At 67.2% G+C, this 15,944-nt stretch carries 16 protein-coding genes; 8 read left to right on the forward strand and 8 right to left on the reverse strand.

Going from position 1 to position 15,944, the window contains the following annotated elements:
* Positions 1–28 precede the first annotated feature (28 nt).
* From ACVWY1_RS04665 to ACVWY1_RS04700, 8 genes are all read left to right on the forward strand, one after another.
* Positions 29–514 carry a DUF2165 family protein gene (locus ACVWY1_RS04665; protein ID WP_110701571.1) on the forward strand — a complete coding sequence of 162 codons (486 nt, stop codon included), beginning with the start codon at positions 29–31 and terminating at the stop codon, positions 512–514.
* A gap of 14 nt (positions 515–528) precedes the next feature.
* Positions 529–1,623, forward strand: coding sequence for an efflux RND transporter periplasmic adaptor subunit (locus ACVWY1_RS04670; protein ID WP_457377853.1), 1,095 nt, complete (start codon positions 529–531; stop codon positions 1,621–1,623).
* Between the two features lie 18 nt (positions 1,624–1,641).
* Entirely contained in the window at positions 1,642–4,725 is a 3,084-nt protein-coding gene (locus tag ACVWY1_RS04675; protein WP_457377854.1) for a MexW/MexI family multidrug efflux RND transporter permease subunit, read from the forward strand.
* Positions 4,722–6,116 carry an efflux transporter outer membrane subunit gene (locus tag ACVWY1_RS04680; RefSeq protein ID WP_457377855.1) on the forward strand — a complete coding sequence of 465 codons (1,395 nt, stop codon included), beginning with the start codon at positions 4,722–4,724 and terminating at the stop codon, positions 6,114–6,116. The genes ACVWY1_RS04675 and ACVWY1_RS04680 overlap by 4 nt, the downstream gene beginning before the upstream one ends.
* 163 nt (positions 6,117–6,279) lie before the next feature.
* Complete coding sequence (locus tag ACVWY1_RS04685) at positions 6,280–6,501, forward strand: MbtH family protein (protein WP_023632740.1); 222 nt, start codon at positions 6,280–6,282, stop codon at positions 6,499–6,501.
* A gap of 4 nt (positions 6,502–6,505) precedes the next feature.
* Positions 6,506–7,225, forward strand: coding sequence for a thioesterase II family protein (locus ACVWY1_RS04690; protein ID WP_277504713.1), 720 nt, complete (start codon positions 6,506–6,508; stop codon positions 7,223–7,225).
* A gap of 999 nt (positions 7,226–8,224) precedes the next feature.
* Positions 8,225–8,776, forward strand: coding sequence for a hydrolase (locus ACVWY1_RS04695; protein ID WP_457377856.1), 552 nt, complete (start codon positions 8,225–8,227; stop codon positions 8,774–8,776).
* An 8-nt stretch (positions 8,777–8,784) separates the two neighbouring features.
* The gene (locus ACVWY1_RS04700; RefSeq protein WP_457377863.1) at positions 8,785–9,855 is read left to right on the forward strand and encodes a DUF1615 domain-containing protein; all 1,071 of its coding nucleotides are present in this window, start codon (positions 8,785–8,787) and stop codon (positions 9,853–9,855) included.
* Between the two features lie 42 nt (positions 9,856–9,897).
* On the opposite strand, the gene ACVWY1_RS04705 is transcribed toward ACVWY1_RS04700, so the two are convergent.
* Genes ACVWY1_RS04705 through ACVWY1_RS04740 form a run of 8 tightly spaced genes read right to left on the reverse strand, consistent with a single transcriptional unit; the run spans position 9,898 to position 15,925 of the window.
* Positions 9,898–10,767: a metal ABC transporter substrate-binding protein gene (locus ACVWY1_RS04705; protein ID WP_457377857.1), complete on the reverse strand. Its 870-nt coding sequence runs from the start codon at positions 10,765–10,767 to the stop codon at positions 9,898–9,900.
* Complete coding sequence (locus ACVWY1_RS04710) at positions 10,764–11,663, reverse strand: metal ABC transporter permease (RefSeq protein WP_102685288.1); 900 nt, start codon at positions 11,661–11,663, stop codon at positions 10,764–10,766. The genes ACVWY1_RS04705 and ACVWY1_RS04710 overlap by 4 nt, the downstream gene beginning before the upstream one ends.
* Positions 11,663–12,409, reverse strand: a complete 747-nt coding sequence (locus ACVWY1_RS04715; protein WP_110703810.1) for a metal ABC transporter ATP-binding protein — start codon at positions 12,407–12,409, stop codon at positions 11,663–11,665. Before ACVWY1_RS04715 ends, ACVWY1_RS04710 begins: the two co-directional genes overlap by 1 nt.
* Complete coding sequence (locus ACVWY1_RS04720) at positions 12,406–13,317, reverse strand: metal ABC transporter substrate-binding protein (RefSeq protein ID WP_038706328.1); 912 nt, start codon at positions 13,315–13,317, stop codon at positions 12,406–12,408. The genes ACVWY1_RS04715 and ACVWY1_RS04720 overlap by 4 nt, the downstream gene beginning before the upstream one ends.
* A gap of 10 nt (positions 13,318–13,327) precedes the next feature.
* Positions 13,328–13,897: a DUF6162 family protein gene (locus ACVWY1_RS04725; RefSeq protein ID WP_367858728.1), complete on the reverse strand. Its 570-nt coding sequence runs from the start codon at positions 13,895–13,897 to the stop codon at positions 13,328–13,330.
* Positions 13,894–14,211, reverse strand: a complete 318-nt coding sequence (locus ACVWY1_RS04730) for a hypothetical protein (RefSeq protein ID WP_028692195.1) — start codon at positions 14,209–14,211, stop codon at positions 13,894–13,896. The genes ACVWY1_RS04725 and ACVWY1_RS04730 overlap by 4 nt, the downstream gene beginning before the upstream one ends.
* On the reverse strand, positions 14,208–14,744 hold the full coding sequence (locus ACVWY1_RS04735) for a thiamine pyrophosphate-binding protein (RefSeq protein ID WP_277504699.1): 537 nt from the start codon (positions 14,742–14,744) through the stop codon (positions 14,208–14,210). The genes ACVWY1_RS04730 and ACVWY1_RS04735 overlap by 4 nt, the downstream gene beginning before the upstream one ends.
* On the reverse strand, positions 14,741–15,925 hold the full coding sequence (locus ACVWY1_RS04740; RefSeq protein ID WP_277504697.1) for a PepSY-associated TM helix domain-containing protein: 1,185 nt from the start codon (positions 15,923–15,925) through the stop codon (positions 14,741–14,743). Before ACVWY1_RS04740 ends, ACVWY1_RS04735 begins: the two co-directional genes overlap by 4 nt.
* Positions 15,926–15,944: the final 19 nt, after the last annotated feature.

Consider the following 15,944-nt stretch of genomic DNA (forward strand, 5'->3'; position numbering starts at 1 on the left):
CGCCCAGGCCATCAATACGGACGTTGATATGGATTTGCACACCTCCCTGTGGCTGTTCCAGGCCATCCAGGCCGTGGGCCTGGCGTTGTGGCTGAGCATCGCGGTATTGAACAACCTGCAGGCCTTCGCCAGCTCCGTCGGCGCCATTGGCGCCACCTTGGCCATGGCGCCACTGCGCCAGCCGCCGGCCATCGAATTCCCCTTGTTGCGCAGGGCCTGTCATTCGGCAGGCTTGGCCCGCGCCGCGCTGCTGGTGATCCTGCTGCTGCAGATCGTCGCCAGCCTGGCGGCCTGGGTCGGCACCTATGGGCTGATCGTCGCCCAGGATCCGCTCCTGGCCCGGGCCTGGTTGAACCTGGCACTTGGCGCCTTCCTCGCCTTCACTTTCGCCATGCTGCTCGGGGGCCTGTGGTTCGGCTACTGGATACGCCAGGAAGGCCTGCAGCTCACCCACCTGGTGCTGGTGCTGTGGGCGACCCTGGCGTTCTTCCTGTTCAACCTGGATTGGGCCTGAGGCGAGGACGCGCAATGAATAGCAAGGCAATACTTGGCAGTGCCCTGGTGCTGGCCCTGGCCACCGCCGGTGGCCTGGCCTGGCGCCACACCGGGCAGGCCCAGGCCACGGCAGCCGCGCCGCGGCACCTGGTCAAGGTGGCCCTGGCCACGGTACAGAAAGCACCGCAGAAACGCGCCTTCGCCGGCGTCGGCGAGCTGGAGGCGGTGCACCAGGTGCTGGTGTCGGCCGAGATCGGCGGGCGGGTGACGGCGATCAACTTCAGCTCCGGCCAGCAGGTGCGCAAGGGTGATGTGCTGGTCACCCTCAACGATGCCCCGGAGCAGGCCGAGCGCCTGCGCCTGAAGGCCCAGCTGGACAATGCGCGGACCAACTACCGGCGCGTCAAGGACCTGCTGCGCGAGAACGCCGCCACCCAGGAACAGCTGGACAACGCCCTGGCGGCCCGCGACATGGCCCAGGGCGAGCTGGCCCGTACCGAGGCGGTGATCGCCCAGAAGGCGGTGCGCGCACCCTTCGACGGGCGCCTGGGTATCCGCCGGGTGAACCAGGGCCAGTACCTCAATGTCGGCGACCCGGTGGTCAGCCTGATCGACACCCGCAGCCTGTACGTCAACTTCTCCCTCGAGGAGCAGCTCAGCGCCCAGCTGCGCACCGGCCAGGCGGTCGAGGTGCGGTTGGATGCGTTCCCCGATAAGGCCTTCACCGCGCACATCACCGCCATCGACCCCTTGATCGGCCGTTCGCGCACGGTGCAGGTGCAGGCCACCCTGGCCAAGCCCGATGCGCGCCTGTCGGCCGGCATGTATGCCAGCGTGCAGGTTGCCAGCCCCGATGACGGCCAGGTGCTGACCGTCCCGGAAACCGCCGTTGCCTACACCGCTTACGGCGACACGGTGTTCATCGCCCGCCACGATGCCGCCGCCGATGCCCTGGTGGTACAGCGCGTGGCAGTGCGTACCGGTGAACGCCAGGCCGGGCGGGTGGTGATCGAGCAGGGCTTGCGCGAGGACGACCAGGTAGTGGTGTCCGGGCAGTTGCGCCTGAGCGACGGCGCCGCCGTGCAAGCCACCGAAGACACCCTGCAGGCCCCGGCCAGCGGCGCCTGACCCCAGCGAGAAAACGCCATGACATTCACCGACCTGTTCGTGCGCCGGCCTGTGCTGGCGCTGGTGGTCAGCACCTTGATCCTGCTGCTGGGGCTGCTGTCGCTGCTGCAGTTGCCGATCCGCCAGTACCCCTTGCTGGAAAGCTCGACCATCACCGTGACCACCGAGTACCCCGGCGCCCCCGCCGAGCTGATGCAGGGTTTCGTCACCCAGCCGATCGCCCAGGCGGTGTCGTCGGTGGAAGGTATCGACTACCTGTCGTCCTCGTCGGTGCAGGGCCGTAGCCTGGTGACCGTGCGCATGGAGCTGAACCGCGACTCGACCCAGGCCCTCACCGAGGTGATGGCCAAGGTCAACCAGGTGCGCTTCCGCCTGCCGGAGCGGGCCTACGATCCGGTGATCGAGCGCTCGGCGGGCGAGTCCACGGCGGTGGCCTACATCGGCTTCGCCAGCGCGAGCCTGCCGATCCCGGCCATGACCGACTACCTCACCCGGGTGGTCGAGCCGCTGCTCAGCACCATCGAGGGCGTGGCCAAGGTCCAGGTGTTCGGCGGCCAGACCCTGTCCATGCGCCTGTGGATCGACCCGGCGCGCCTGGCCGCCCGGGGCCTGACCGCGGCCGACGTGGCCGAGGCGGTGCGCCGCAACAACTACCAGGCGGCGCCGGGCAAGGTGAAGGGCCAGTACGTGATCGCCAACATCCGCGTCGACACCGACCTGACCTCGGTCGGCGATTTCCGCGAGCTGGTGATCCGCAACGACGGCAACGGCCTGGTGCGCATCCGCGATATCGGCACGGTCGAGCTGGGCGCGGCTTCGGCCGAGACCAGCGCCAGCATGGACGGCGTAGCGGCGGTGCATCTGGGGCTGTTCGCCACCCCGGGCGGCAACCCGCTGGTGATCGTCGACGGCATCCGCCAATTGCTGCCGCAGATTCGCCAGACCCTGCCGCCGGACGTCAAGGCCGAGCTTGCCTTCGAGACGGCGCGCTTCATCCAGGCCTCCATCGACGAGGTCACCAAGACCTTGCTTGAGGCCCTGGCAATCGTCGTGGTGGTGATCTACCTGTGCCTGGGCTCGCTGCGCACGGTGCTGATTCCGGTGGTGACCATCCCGCTGTCGATGCTCGGGGCCGCGGCGCTGATGCTGGCCTTCGGTTTCAGCGTCAATCTGCTCACCCTGCTGGCCATGGTGCTCGCGGTGGGGCTGGTGGTGGACGACGCCATTGTCGTGGTGGAGAACGTCCACCGCCATATCGAGGAAGGGCGCACGCCGGTGGCGGCGGCATTGATCGGCGCCCGTGAGGTGGCCGGGCCGGTGATCGCCATGACCATCACCCTGGCGGCGGTGTACGCGCCGATCGGCATGATGGGCGGCCTGACCGGCGCGCTGTTCCGCGAGTTCGCCCTGACCCTGGCCGGGGCGGTGGTGGTCTCCGGCGTGGTGGCCCTGACCCTGTCGCCAGTGATGAGCTCGTTCCTGCTCGACGCCCGCCAGTCCGAGGGGCGCATGGCCCATGCGGCCAACCGTTTCTTCGACTGGCTGGCCGAGCGCTACGCCCATGTGCTGGGCTTCTCGCTGAAACACCGCTGGATCAGCGTCGGTTTCGCCTTGCTGGTGCTGGTCAGCCTGCCGCTGCTGTACGCCTTGCCGCAGCGCGAGCTGGCGCCGACCGAGGACCAGGCCGGGCTGCTCACCGCGATCAAGGCGCCGCAGCACGCCAACCTGGCCTATGTGGAGCGCTTCGCCGACAAGCTCGATGCGGTCTACCGGACCCTGCCGGAAACCGTCAGCACCTGGATCATCAACGGCAGCGACGGCATCGCCTCGGGCATCGGCGGCATCAACCTGCAGCCATGGGGCGAGCGCGAACGCAATGCCTCGCAGATCCAGCTCGACCTGCAGGCGGCGGTGAACGATGTCGAGGGCACCAGCATCTTCGCCTTCCAGCTGCCCGCGCTGCCGGGCTCCACCGGTGGCCTGCCGGTGCAGATGGTGCTGCGCAGCTCGCAGGACTACCGGGTGCTGTTCGACACCATGGAGCAGGTCAAGGCCAAGGCGCGGCAGAGCGGCCTGTTCGCCGTGGTCGACAGCGACCTGGACTACAACAACCCGGTGGTGCAGGTGCGGGTCGACCGGGCCAAGGCCAACAGCATGGGTATCCGCATGCAGGACATCGGCGAGTCGCTGGCGGTGCTGGTGGGCGAGAACTACCTCAACCGCTTCGGCCTGGATGGCCGCTCCTATGATGTGATCGCGCAGAGCCCGCGTGACCAGCGCCTGACCCCGCAGGCCCTGACCCGGCAGTACGTGCGCAGCGAGGAGGGCCGGCTGGTGCCGCTGTCCACCGTGGTGCAGGTCAGCGAGCAGGTCGAGCCCAACCGCCTGACCCAGTTCAACCAGCAGAACGCCGCGACCTTCCAGGGTATTCCGGCGGCTGGCGTCACCCTGGGCGACACCGTGGCCTTCCTCGAGCAGGCCGCCGCCGAACTGCCGGCGGGCTTCAGCATCGACTGGCAGTCCGACGCGCGCCAGTACCAGCAGGAGGGCAACGCCCTGATGCTGGCCTTCCTCGCCGCCGTGGTGGTGATCTACCTGGTGCTGGCGGCGCAGTACGAAAGCCTGGTCGATCCGCTGATCATCCTGATCACCGTGCCGCTGTCGATCAGCGGTGCCCTGCTACCGCTGGCGCTGGGGGTGGCCACGGTGAACATCTACACGCAGATCGGCCTGGTGACGCTGATCGGTCTGATCAGCAAGCACGGCATCCTCATGGTCGAATTTGCCAACACCTTGCAGGCCGAGCAGCACCTGGACCGGCGCACGGCCATCGGCAAGGCAGCGCAGATCCGCTTGCGGCCGATCCTGATGACCACGGCGGCCATGGTGGTGGGGCTGATCCCGCTGTTGTTCGCCTCCGGTGCCGGTGCTGCCAGCCGCTTCGGGCTCGGCGTGGTGATTGTCACCGGGATGCTGGTCGGCACTTTGTTCACCCTGTTCGTGCTGCCGACCATCTACAGCCTGCTGGCCCGTGACCATGCCAGCACGGCGCGTTCGGCACGGGCCCGATCGTTGGCCGATACCCTGGAGGGGCAGCCATGAAGCCGGTATTCATCGTATCCCTGCTGGCCCTGGCCTTGTCGGCCTGCAGCGTCGGCCCCGACTACCGCAAGCCCGAGGCACCTGCCAGTGGCCTGCACAGTCCGCAGCGCGCCGCCTTCGCCGCCCGTGGCGAGATGCCGGAGCAGTGGTGGCGGTTCTTCGACGATCCGCAGCTGGTGCGTCTGGTCGACCAGGCCCTGGTCAACAACCACGATATCCGCCAGGCCCATGCCAACCTGCTGGCGGCGCGGGCGCTGTTCGACGACCGCAGCCTCGACCGCTACCCCTGGGTCACCGCCCGCGCTGGCTACAACCAGAGCCTGGAGCAGCAGCAACCGGTCGATGGCAGCGACCCGCGGCGCATGCGCACCGAGCAGTACCGCGCCGGATTCGACGTGCAGTGGGAGATCGACCTGTTCGGCCGCCTGCAGCGCCTGACCGACGCCGCCGAGGCGCGTGCCGACGCGGCGGCGGCTGACCTGCGCCAGGTGCGCTTGAGCATCGCCGCCGAGGTGGCGCGCAATTACTACCTCAAGCTCGGGCTCAAACGCAGCCTGGTGGTGGCCGAGGATCAGGTCGAGGCCTGGCGCGAGACCCTGCAACTGACCAGCGCCCAGGTGCGCGCCGGCAGTGGCCAGTACGAAGACCAGCAGAACGCCCATGCCAACCTGCTGCTCAGCGAGGCGGCGGTACCGCCGTTGCAGGCGGCCATCGAGCAGGCCAGCTATCGCCTCGATGTGTTGACCGGGCAGGTGCCGGGCAGCCAGGAGCAGGGCGCCGCGCCGTTCCTGCCGCCGTTGGCGCGCCAGTTGCCGCTGGGTGACGTTGATGCGCTGATTGGCCAGCGACCTGATGTGGTCAGTGCCGAGCGTGAGCTGGCGGCCAGCACCGAGGATGTCGGCGCGGCCACCGCCGAGCTGTACCCACGGTTGGACCTGGGCGGTTTCATTGGTTTCTTCGCCTTGCGCAGCGGCGACCTGGGCAGCGCGGCCCGTGCTTATGAGCTGGCGCCGATGGTCACCTGGCCGGCCTTGCGCCTGGGCAATGCCCGTGCGCGCCTGCGGGTGCGCGAGGCGCTGGCCGAGGGCAGCCAGGCGCGCTACCAGCAGGCGGTGCTGTTGGCCCGCGAGGAAGTGGAGAACGCCGTCACGCAGTTGGTGCGCAACCAGGCACGGCTGCAAAGCCTGGTGGCCTCCGCCGGGCACGGCAGCGAGGCCATCGATATCGCCAACAAGCGCTATCGGCGCGGCGCCGGCACCTACCTGGCGGTGCTCGAGAACCAGCGTGCGCTGTTCTCGATCAAGCGCGAGGTGGCGGAGGCGGAGACGGCCTCGTATCTGGATGCGATTGCGCTGTACAAGGCCTTGGGGTGGGGGAGCGAGGCGATGTAGCCTGTGTTGCCAGGTACGCTGTGGCAGCCCGGCAAGACATGCGGGCTTCCCTCCTTTGGCAAGGCCACGAGCAATGGCCTAATTTTCCCCGCGCGCCTTTCGTTTTCATGGAAGCCGCCCTGCGCCCGGCGCGTTCGGCCCTCATCATTCAAGGAGACAGGCAATGACTTCCGTTTTCGACCGCGACGATATCCAGTTCCAGGTAGTGGTCAACCACGAAGAGCAGTATTCCATCTGGCCCGACTACAAGGCGATCCCCAATGGCTGGCGCGCGGTGGGCAAGAGCGGCCTGAAGAAGGACTGCCTGGCCTACATCGACGAAGTCTGGACCGACATGCGGCCCCTGAGCCTGCGCCAGAAAATGGCCGAAGTCGCGGCGCAGTAAGGCGGTGTCGACCCTGAACCTGTTGTGCCTGCCGTATTCCGGTGCCAGTGCGATGGTCTACAGCCGCTGGCGGCGCAAGCTGCCGGCCTGGCTGCAGGTGCGCCCGGTGGAGCTGCCCGGGCGCGGCGCGCGCATGGCTGACCCGCTGCATACCGACCTGCGGGCCCTGGCCCGGCAGTTGGCCCATGAGCAGCGCGCCGTCACCCATGCGCCTTACGCCGTGCTCGGCCACAGCCTGGGGGCGCTGGTCGCCTTCGAGCTGGCCCATGAGTTGCGTGCACTCGGCTGCCCGCCGCCTGTGGCCTTGTTCGCCTGCGGCACCGCAGCGCCGACCCGGCGCGAGGATTACGCCGGTGGCAAATGGACCGAGCCGCGTGGCGATGCCGAATTGATCGCCGAATTGCGCAAGTTGGGTGGTACCTCCGAGGAGGTGCTGGCCAACGAAGAGCTCATGAGCCTGGCCTTGCCGATCGTGCAGGCGGATTTCCTGCTTTGCGGCCGTTATGCGTATGAGCAGCGCCTGCCATTGCAATGTCCCTTGCATGTATTCGCCGGCGAGAACGATCGCGCCAATGATGAACAATTGCAGGCCTGGGGGCGGGAGACGGTTGGCGAGTATTCGCTGGCGAAGTTTCCGGGAGGGCATTTCTTTATACATGAGCATGAAGATCGTGTGCTTGATGTGCTGTGCAGGACGTTGGAGCCATTGCGGCTTTGTGCGTGATGGACAGGGCGGTTTATAGAATTCTCTTACAGTTTGATAATTCTGCAGTGGCCTCATGCCTGGTTATCGGCGAGAGGCCTGACTGCATATAAGAACTTTCAACTCCCAATCCAAAACATATTTTCTTGCTCTTGCTCTTGCTCTTGCTCTTGCTCTTGCTCTTGCTCTTGCTTCTAAGTGCGCGATAGTTCAGGCGACACAAATTGCGACTTCAGGAGGCCGAACGGAGGTCTTGCGGAGGGAGGTGACGGGCATGGATGCCCGTCAAGCGCTGCGCCCCAGGATGGGGCGTTCAGCGCGGTCCTCCCGGGAGCAAGGCCGGAGTGAGGGGACCCCGGAGCGAAGCGTAGGGGCCGGATGAATGGAGCGAGGATTTTTTGGTTCCTTTTTGATCCTTCAAAAAGGGACCCGCCGTAAGGGCGGAAAGGTGATTATGCGTCACCATCGCAACTGAATGCGCATATATCATTCAAAACACACACTGTGAAAGTCAAAGTCAAAGTCAAAGTCAAAGTCAAAGTCAAAGTCAATCGGCATTGGTTTCTATAGTTGTAAGTACATTCATTTACGATGTCGACGCGCACTCACCTTTTCGCCCTTACGGCGAGTCACTTTTTGTCAAACGCGACAAAAAGTAACCAAAAAACGCTGCGCTCCATTCATCCGGCCCTCCGCTTCGCTCCGGGTTCCCTCACTCCGGCCTTGCTCCCGGGAGGACCGCGCTGAACGCCCCATCCTGGGGCGCAGCGCTTGACGGGCATCCATGCCCGTCACCTCCCTCCGCAAGACCTCCGTTCGGCCTCCTGAAGTCGCGAAGTTACGGGCGGCGCCTGGGATGACGCAGCTGTCGCTAGTTGGGTATGGCGCTAGACTCCTGATCGGCAACGGCAACGGCAACGGCAACGGCAACGGTAACGGCAACTTGCCCAGGTGCTGCTTTGATTGACGTCATCCCGCGCCTGGGTAAGGCTAGCCTTTTTCCCAGGCATGAGGCTGACAATGCTGATCGATCCTCGCAAGGCCACGCTGTTGGTCGTCGATATCCAGGAAAAGCTCATCGGCGCGATGAGCGATCCTGAGGGCACGGCGGCCCGCGCCCGCTGGCTGCTGGCGGCAACCGCCGAACTCGAGCTGCCCACCGTGATCTCCGAGCAGTATCCCAAGGGTCTGGGCCACACCCTGGCCACCCTCAAGGCCGCGGCGCCAGCCGCTGAGATTGTCGAGAAAATGCACTTCTCCTGCGTCGCCGCCGAGTGCCTGCCGCCCAGCCTGCTGGCGCGCGAGCAGGTGATCGTCTGTGGCATGGAGACCCATGTCTGCGTGCTGCAGACCGTGCTCGGCCTGCTGGCCCTGGGCAAGCAGGTGTTCGTGGTCGAGGATGCCTGCGACAGCCGCACCCCGGCCAGCAAGGCGGCGGGCCTGGCGCGCATGCGCGATGCCGGGGCGCAGGTGGTCACCCGCGAGATGGTGCTGTTCGAATTGCTGGGCAGCTCCAGCCATCCGCTGTTCCGCCAGATCAGCAAGACCTACCTGGTGGGGGAGCAACCCTGAACGGGCGTCTGTTGGCCTTCGGGCTGCTGGCACTGGGCCTGCTGCAGGGCTGCGCGGGGCGCCGCGAAGAGGCGCCGGAGGCCGACCCGGCCAAGGTCCGCGCCCAGCTCATGCGCCTGCTGCCGGCCCAGGTCAAGGACCGCCAGGGTTGGGCCGAGGATATCCAGGTGGCCTTTCAGGCCCAGGGCATCAGCCCGAGCAAGAGCAACCTGTGCGCCGTGCTGGCGGTGACCGAGCAGGAGTCCACCTTCAATGCCGACCCTCAAGTGCCAAACCTGGGCCGCATCGCCCGGGAGGAGATCGACCGCCGGGCGGCTCGGCTGCATGTGCCCCGGCTGCTGGTCGATGGCGCCTTGAACACGCCTTCGGCCAACGGCAAGACCTACCAGCAACGCCTGCTCGCCGTGCGCAGTGAAAAGCAGTTGAGCGCCCTGTACGACGAGGTGATCGGTGGCCTGCCGCTGGGGCGTTCGCTGCTGGGCGGGCTGAACCCGGTGCGCACCGGCGGGCCGATGCAGGTCAGCGTGGATTTTGCCGAACAACACGCCAAAGGCTATCCCTACGACCACCCGGGCAGCATTCGCCAGGAAGTGTTCAGCCGCCGTGGCGGGATGTACTTCGGTATCGCCCATCTGCTGGGCTACCCCACCCATTACCCGCGCCAGCTGTACCGCTTCGCCGACTTCAACGCGGGTTGGTACGCCAGCCGCAACGCCGCGTTCCAGGCGGCGCTGAGCCGGGCCAGTGGGGTGCCGCTGGCGCTCGACGGCGACCTGATCGCCCCCGGTGCGATCATGCCCGGCACCACCGAGCAGGCGGCGCGCAAGCTGGGGGCGAAGCTGGGGCTGCGTAATCCGCAGATCAGGGCGCAGTTGGAGAAAGAGAACGACTTGGCGCTGGAGGAGACCGAGCTGTACCGCAAGGTCTTTGCCCTGGCTGAAGCAAAGGCCGGCAAGCCCTTGCCAAGGGCGGTGCTGCCGGGGATCGAGCTGAAAAGTCCGAAGATCACTCGCAAGCTGACCACGGCGTGGTTTGCCGGAAGGGTGGATGAGCGTTATCAGCGTTGCATGAAGCGTTGACGTGGTTCATGCAGGAGCGGCACCGCCGCTCCTGCAAAAGCTTCAACTGTTGCCAAGCGCCTTGACCACCTGCTCGACACTGGCCTTGAGCCCGGCGACGGTATCGTCCGCGTCGCTCTCCACCACCAGCAGCTTCGCCCCGGCGGCGGCGATCACTTCGGCTACCTTGGCATCTGGCTGGCGATGGTGCAGCACCAGCGCGACGTCCTGCGCCTTGAGGTTGTCTTCAAGCGCCTTGAGCGCCGCTTCATCCCACTTGTCGTCGGCCGGCAGCGCCTGCTCGACCACGTCCAGGTTCAGCCCGCTGGCCAGGTAGCCCAGGCGTTCGGACAGGCTGACTACGGTCAGGTTGTCGACCTCGGCCAGGCGCGTCTGGCTGTTGGCGGTCAGCTCCAGCATCTGCCGCTTGATGCCGGCCAGGTTGGCCTGGATCTTCGCTTTGTCCGCTGGCGAGAGGCGCTCCAGGTCATTGGCCACGACATCGGCCATGCGCCCCAGGTTGGTCGGGTTGAGCCACGGGTAGGCGGCGAAGGCTTCGTCGCCCTTGACCGCGATGCCGGGCAGGGCGCCGTCCACCGGGCGCGCGGCGTCGATCTCGACGATCCGGATGTTGCTGCGCCGGGCCATGGGGTAGAGCGGGTCGTCGCGCCAGATCGAGCGCACGCCGATCACCGCGTCGGCCTGTTGCGCCACCTTGTGCAGGCTGGCGCCGCCGCGGCCGCTGAAGTACGAGGGCTGGCGGCTGGCCGGAAGGTTGGCCGGTGCGGCGCGCTTGAGCTGCACCGAGGTGCCGTCGAGCAAGGCGCTGGCCAGGCTGTGGGTCACCGGCAGGGTGGTCAGTACTTCGGTGGCGCCCGCCAGCAGCGGCAGGCCGCTCAGGGCCAGGGCCAGGGTGAGTTTTTTCAGGTTCATGCCGGGTTTCCTTGCAGGCGTGGGACGAGGGCGCGGGCCAGGGCGGCGAGGGCGAAGCAGATCCCGGCGACCAGGATGATCGCCGCGCCCGAGGGCACCGGCAGGTCGAAGACGATCGGCAGCAGGATGCCGAGCAACGTACTGAGGGTGGCGATGATCACCGAGACGAAGAAGAAGCCCTTGAGCGACTGGCTGACCAGCCGTGCCGCCGCCGCCGGGATCACCAGCAGGGCGCCGACCAGGATCGCGCCGATTACCTTGACCGAGGCCACGGTGACCAGGGTCACCAGCACCACGAACAGGTAGTCCAGGGTCTTCACCGCCACCCCGCGCACCGCCGCCAGCTGCGGGTTGAAACTGGCCAGCATGATGCGGTTGTACAACGGCAGTGCCAGCGCCAGCACCAGCACCGCGACGATGCCCAGCACCAGCAGGTCGTGGGCGCTGACGGTAAGCACCGAGCCGAACAGCACGTTTTCGAGGATGTGCACGTTGATCTTGCCGGCCAGCATCAGCAACAGGCTCGCGCCCAGGGCCAGCGACACCGAGAGGAACACGCCGATCAGGGTGTCCGGCGACAGGCCGGTACGGTTGCGCAGGAAGTTGAGCAGGATGCCGAACAGCAGGCAGTAGCCGAACAGGCTGCCGTACGGGCCGGTGTAGGGCTCGCCGAGCAGGATGCCGATGGCTACTCCGGTGAGCGCCGCGTGGCCGACCGCCTCGGAGAAGAAGGCGAAGCGCTTGACCACCACCAGGGTGCCCAGGCCGCCGAGTACCGGGCCGATCATCAGGCCCGCCAGCAGGGCGTTGACCACGAAGCCGTAGGCCAGTGCCTCGGGCAGATAGCCAGCCGTGGCCCAGTCCTGGACCAGTTGGCGCAAGGTTTCGAAACTCATCAGGCAAGGCTCTCGCTGCGCGGGTGAACGGAGAACAGTCCGAGCAGGCGCTCGGGAGTCAAGGCCTGGGCCGGCGGGGCGTCGAACAGCACCTGGCGGCTCAGCCCGGTGACGCGGTCGGCCAGGCGCAGCACCGCTTCGAGGTCGTGCTCGATCCACAGCACGGTGGTGCCGGCCTGGCGCCAGCCGTGCAGCAGTTGCTCGAACACCTGGATACCGGCCTCGTCGAGGGCCGACATCGGCTCGTCCAGCACCAGCAACTGCGGTTCCGGGATCAGCCCCTGGGCCAGCAGCACGCGCTGGCGCTCGCCGCCGGAGAGCGCGCCCATGCGCCGCTTGCGCTTGTCGAGCATGCCCACCCGTTGCAGCGCCGCGTCGATTTCCGGGCGCACACGCCGCGACAGGCCGAGGAACGCCGGGCGGCGCTGGCACATGGCGGCCATGAAGTCGTCCACGGTCATCGGCAGTCCGCGGTCGAACTCCAGGGCCTGGGGCACGTAGCCGATCACCTCGCGCTCGCCGGGCCAGTGCAGTGTCAACTGGCCCTGGTGCGGCATCTGCCCGAGCAAGGTCTTGATCAGCGAGCTCTTGCCGCCGCCGTTGGGGCCGACAATGGCGTGCACGCTGCCCGGGGCGACACTGAAACGCACGTTTTCGAGGATGCGCGTGCGGCCGAGGGTGAGGTCGATGCCGTCGAACTCGATGCGCGGCCCGCAGGCGCTGGTGAAGTTGGCGGCTGCGGTCACGTGCGGTTCTCCTGGATGGCCTGGACCACGGTGTCGAGGTTGCGCTTCATCTCCACCTCGTACTTCTCCTTGGTGTAGTCGCCGTAGGAAATGTGGGTGAGCGGGTAGATGCGCACGCCGGACTCGCGGTGGATGGTGTCGACATAGGCCGAGGGGAAGTCCATCTCCGAGAAGATCACCTTCACGTCCAGCGCCTTGAGCTGGTCGATGGTCTTCTTCAACTGCGCCGGGCTCGGCTCGATGCCGTGGGCAGGCTCCACCACCGCGGTGACTTCCAGGCCGAAGTCGCGCACCAGGTAGTCGTAGGCGGCGTGAATGGTGGCCACGCGGAAGGTCGCGTCCGGGGCCTGGGTGACCTTGGCCAGGGCCTCGGCACGCAAGCCACGCAGGCGCTTGGCGTAGGCGCGGGCGTTCTGCGTATAGAACTTGGCGTTGTCGGGGTCTAGCTTGCCCAGTTCGCGGGCGATGTTGTTGACCTGGGCGATGGTGGCGCTGATCGACAGGAAGGTGTGCGGGTTGACCACCTTGCCGGCGCCGCGGGCGGCGATGCCGGTGGCCGCCAGCAGCGGCACGTTGGCGTTGGACTCGATGGTCCTGATGTCGGGCTTTTCGCTGGCGGCGATCATGCGGTCGGCGAAGTCGTCGTGGCCGACGCCGTTGAGCACGATCACGTCGAGGCTGCCGATGCGCTTGATGTCCTCGGCGCGCGGCTCGTAGGCATGCGGGTTGAAGCCGGCCGGGATCAGCGGCACCACTTCGGCCTTGTCGCCGACAATGTTGCTCACGTAGCTGTAGTAGGGGTGCAGGGTGATGCCGATGCGCAGGGGCTTGCCGTTGTCGGCGAGGGCCAGGGCGGGCAGGGCGCAGGCCAGGAGCAGCGCCAGGGTGCGGCGGGCGAAGCGGAGCATGGGCAGGTCCTTAGTGACGGTGTTGGCGGGTGACCCCGGCGTCGTAGTGGGTGACGATCTGCTGCCAGCCGGCGGCGATCAGCGCATCGCTGTCCAGCGCGTCCGGGGGCAGGGCGGTGCTGTCGCGGCGCAGCCAGACATCCGGCTGGGCATCGCTGGCGGCTGGCAGGATCACCAGGAAGCTGCCGGCCACCTGGGCCTCCTGGCTGCGTCCCAGGTAGGCACCGTTGGCCAGCAACGACCACTGGTGGCTGCCGCGGCTCTGGCTGCTGGCGTCGCTGACGAAGGGTGGCAGCCCCTCGTCGGCCAGGGCTTGGGCATCCGGGGCGACGCCATTGTCCTCGCGCAGTGCGCGGATCTCCTCGACGGCCACCCACAGGTCGGTGTGGATGCCCTGTTCGGCGGCATTGAGGTCGCGGCGGGCGTCAAGCTGGTGGGCGGCGATGGCCTGTTCATCCTCGCGTTCGCCGCGCACGGCCACCACGCTTGCGGCCAGCACCACGATCAGCACGGCGGCCAGCAGCACGTAGAGGGTCTCGTGCCCGGCACCGGCCGGGCGCACCACCTGGGCGCGGCTCATGGCGCACCGATGTCGGCGTGGTCGACTTCCACCACGTGGCCGGGGCCGGCGTCGAACAGCACGTAGAACTCGCCGTCGGGGCGCTTGAAGGTCAGGGTCGAGTCATCGCCGAGCTTGCTCGCCACCAGCACTTGTTCGTCGTAGCCGATCACGTCCAGGGTCACCCCCGGTGCGCCGCTGCCGTCGGAGAAACCGCCCTTGCAGGTGATCTGCTCGCCGTGCTCGGTGCACTCGCACATGGGGTTGTGCGCCAGCGCCGGGGTGGCGGCCAGGGCCAAGAGGGGCAGGGCCAGCCTGCGCATCAGCTGTTTCATTTGTTGCCTCCTTGTTTTTCAAGCCAGGCCGCGGTGGCGGGGGATGCCTTGGCCAGCGGCACCGAGGCCTGGTACATCTTGCCGTCCCAGCCTTCGATGGTGATCCAGATGTCGGCGTCGGGGCGGGTGCGTGGCGGGATCGGCAGCGAGGTGCCCATGCGCGCCGGTGCGCCGAAGAAGATCGTGCCGGCGGCGCGCAGGCTGCGCGGCTTGCCCACCCGCAGGTAGATGGCCTTGGCGCCGTCGTTGCAGTTGCCGCAGGCGGCGTTGAAAGCCTTGAAGTAGCCGGCCGGGCCTTCGGCACGCGGGGCTTCGTCGCGCAGCTCGGCCAGGTCCAGGGTCCAGCGCCCGATCTGGACGTCCTGGATGATGTTGGCGCCCAGGCCGCTGTCGCCGCGGAACAGGCTGGCGTCGGCGAAGTACTTGGGCATGAAGCCCAGCGGCACGAGGATCAGCAGGATGTTCAGGTGGAAGCGCCATTTCAGCCACAGCTGCTTCAGGCCGCTGGGCGGCAGGGTGTCGGTCTGGCTCAAGAGTGGGCCTCCAGGGTGATTGGGCGCGCCGGGCGTTCGCCGCGCTTGAGGGCGGCGCGGGTGGCCTGGGCGGTGCGTTTGGTCCAGATCAGCAGGCCGCTGAACACCATCAGGGTCAGCACCAGGCCGAAGAAGAACCAGATCAGCTTGATCGCCAGGCCACCGAAGTCACCGGTGTGCAGCGGGCGCATGGATTCGGTGACGAACTCCAGGGCCGAGCGGTCGCCGAGCAGGAACTGGGCGTCGACGTTGCGCGTGTAGGGGTTGACCTCGGCGGTCTGGAACATCAGCGGGTACCAGCCGCGGCCGCCCATGCTGTAGTGGCTGTAGGCGGTGGCGGGCAGCGAGATGAAGCTGACATCCAGGCCCGGGACCGCCTGGGTGGCGATGCGCGCCGCCTCGTCCAGGTCGATGCGTGGCGCCGGGCTGCCGTCGGGGGTTTGCGGGACCTGCTGGCGGGCGATCACCGGCGTGACGGGCTCGCTGGAAATCGTCACGTGGTTGTCGCCGAGGATCGCCTGGATCAGGAACCAGGTGCCGGTGATGGAGATCACCGCGATGAACCAGATCGACCACACGCCGGCCAGGCGGTGCAGGTCGCCCCAGAAGATCCGCCGGCCATGGCCGGTGCGCACGGGCTTGAAGAAACCGCGCCAGAATTTCTTGTACACCACCAGGCCGGTGACCAGCGAGGCGAGCATCGGCAGCCCGAGCAGCGACACCAGGTACCAGCCCCAGCTGTAGCCGTTGGTGAAGGGCACCAGCCACCAGCCGTGCAGGGCGCGGGTGAAGGCCTCGAAGTCGAAGTCCGGGCGCTGGCCCTGGATGGCCCCGCTGTACGGGTTGACGTAGAGCAGCGCGTGGGTGCCGTCGGCGCGGGTCACCGAGGCCTGCAGGGCGAAATGCGAACCGTCCGGCTGGCTGAAGAAACGCACCGCCAGGTCCGGTTCGGCCTTGTGCATCGCGTCGAGCACTTGCTGGTAGCTCAGGCGCTGGCTGTCGTCGTCGGGCTTGCTGGCGCGCACGTCGGCGTTGGCCAGCCAGACGATTTCCTGGCTGACCACCGCGAGCATGCCGGTGAAGCAGACGATCAGGACGAAGAACCAGATCGGCAGGGCAAGCCAGCTGTGCACCAGAAACCACAGCTTGGAATTGGATTTCTTTCTCGATTGTCGGGCCATCGGTCGGTCTTCTGCATAA

The organism is Pseudomonas sp. TE6288, from assembly GCF_054062095.1.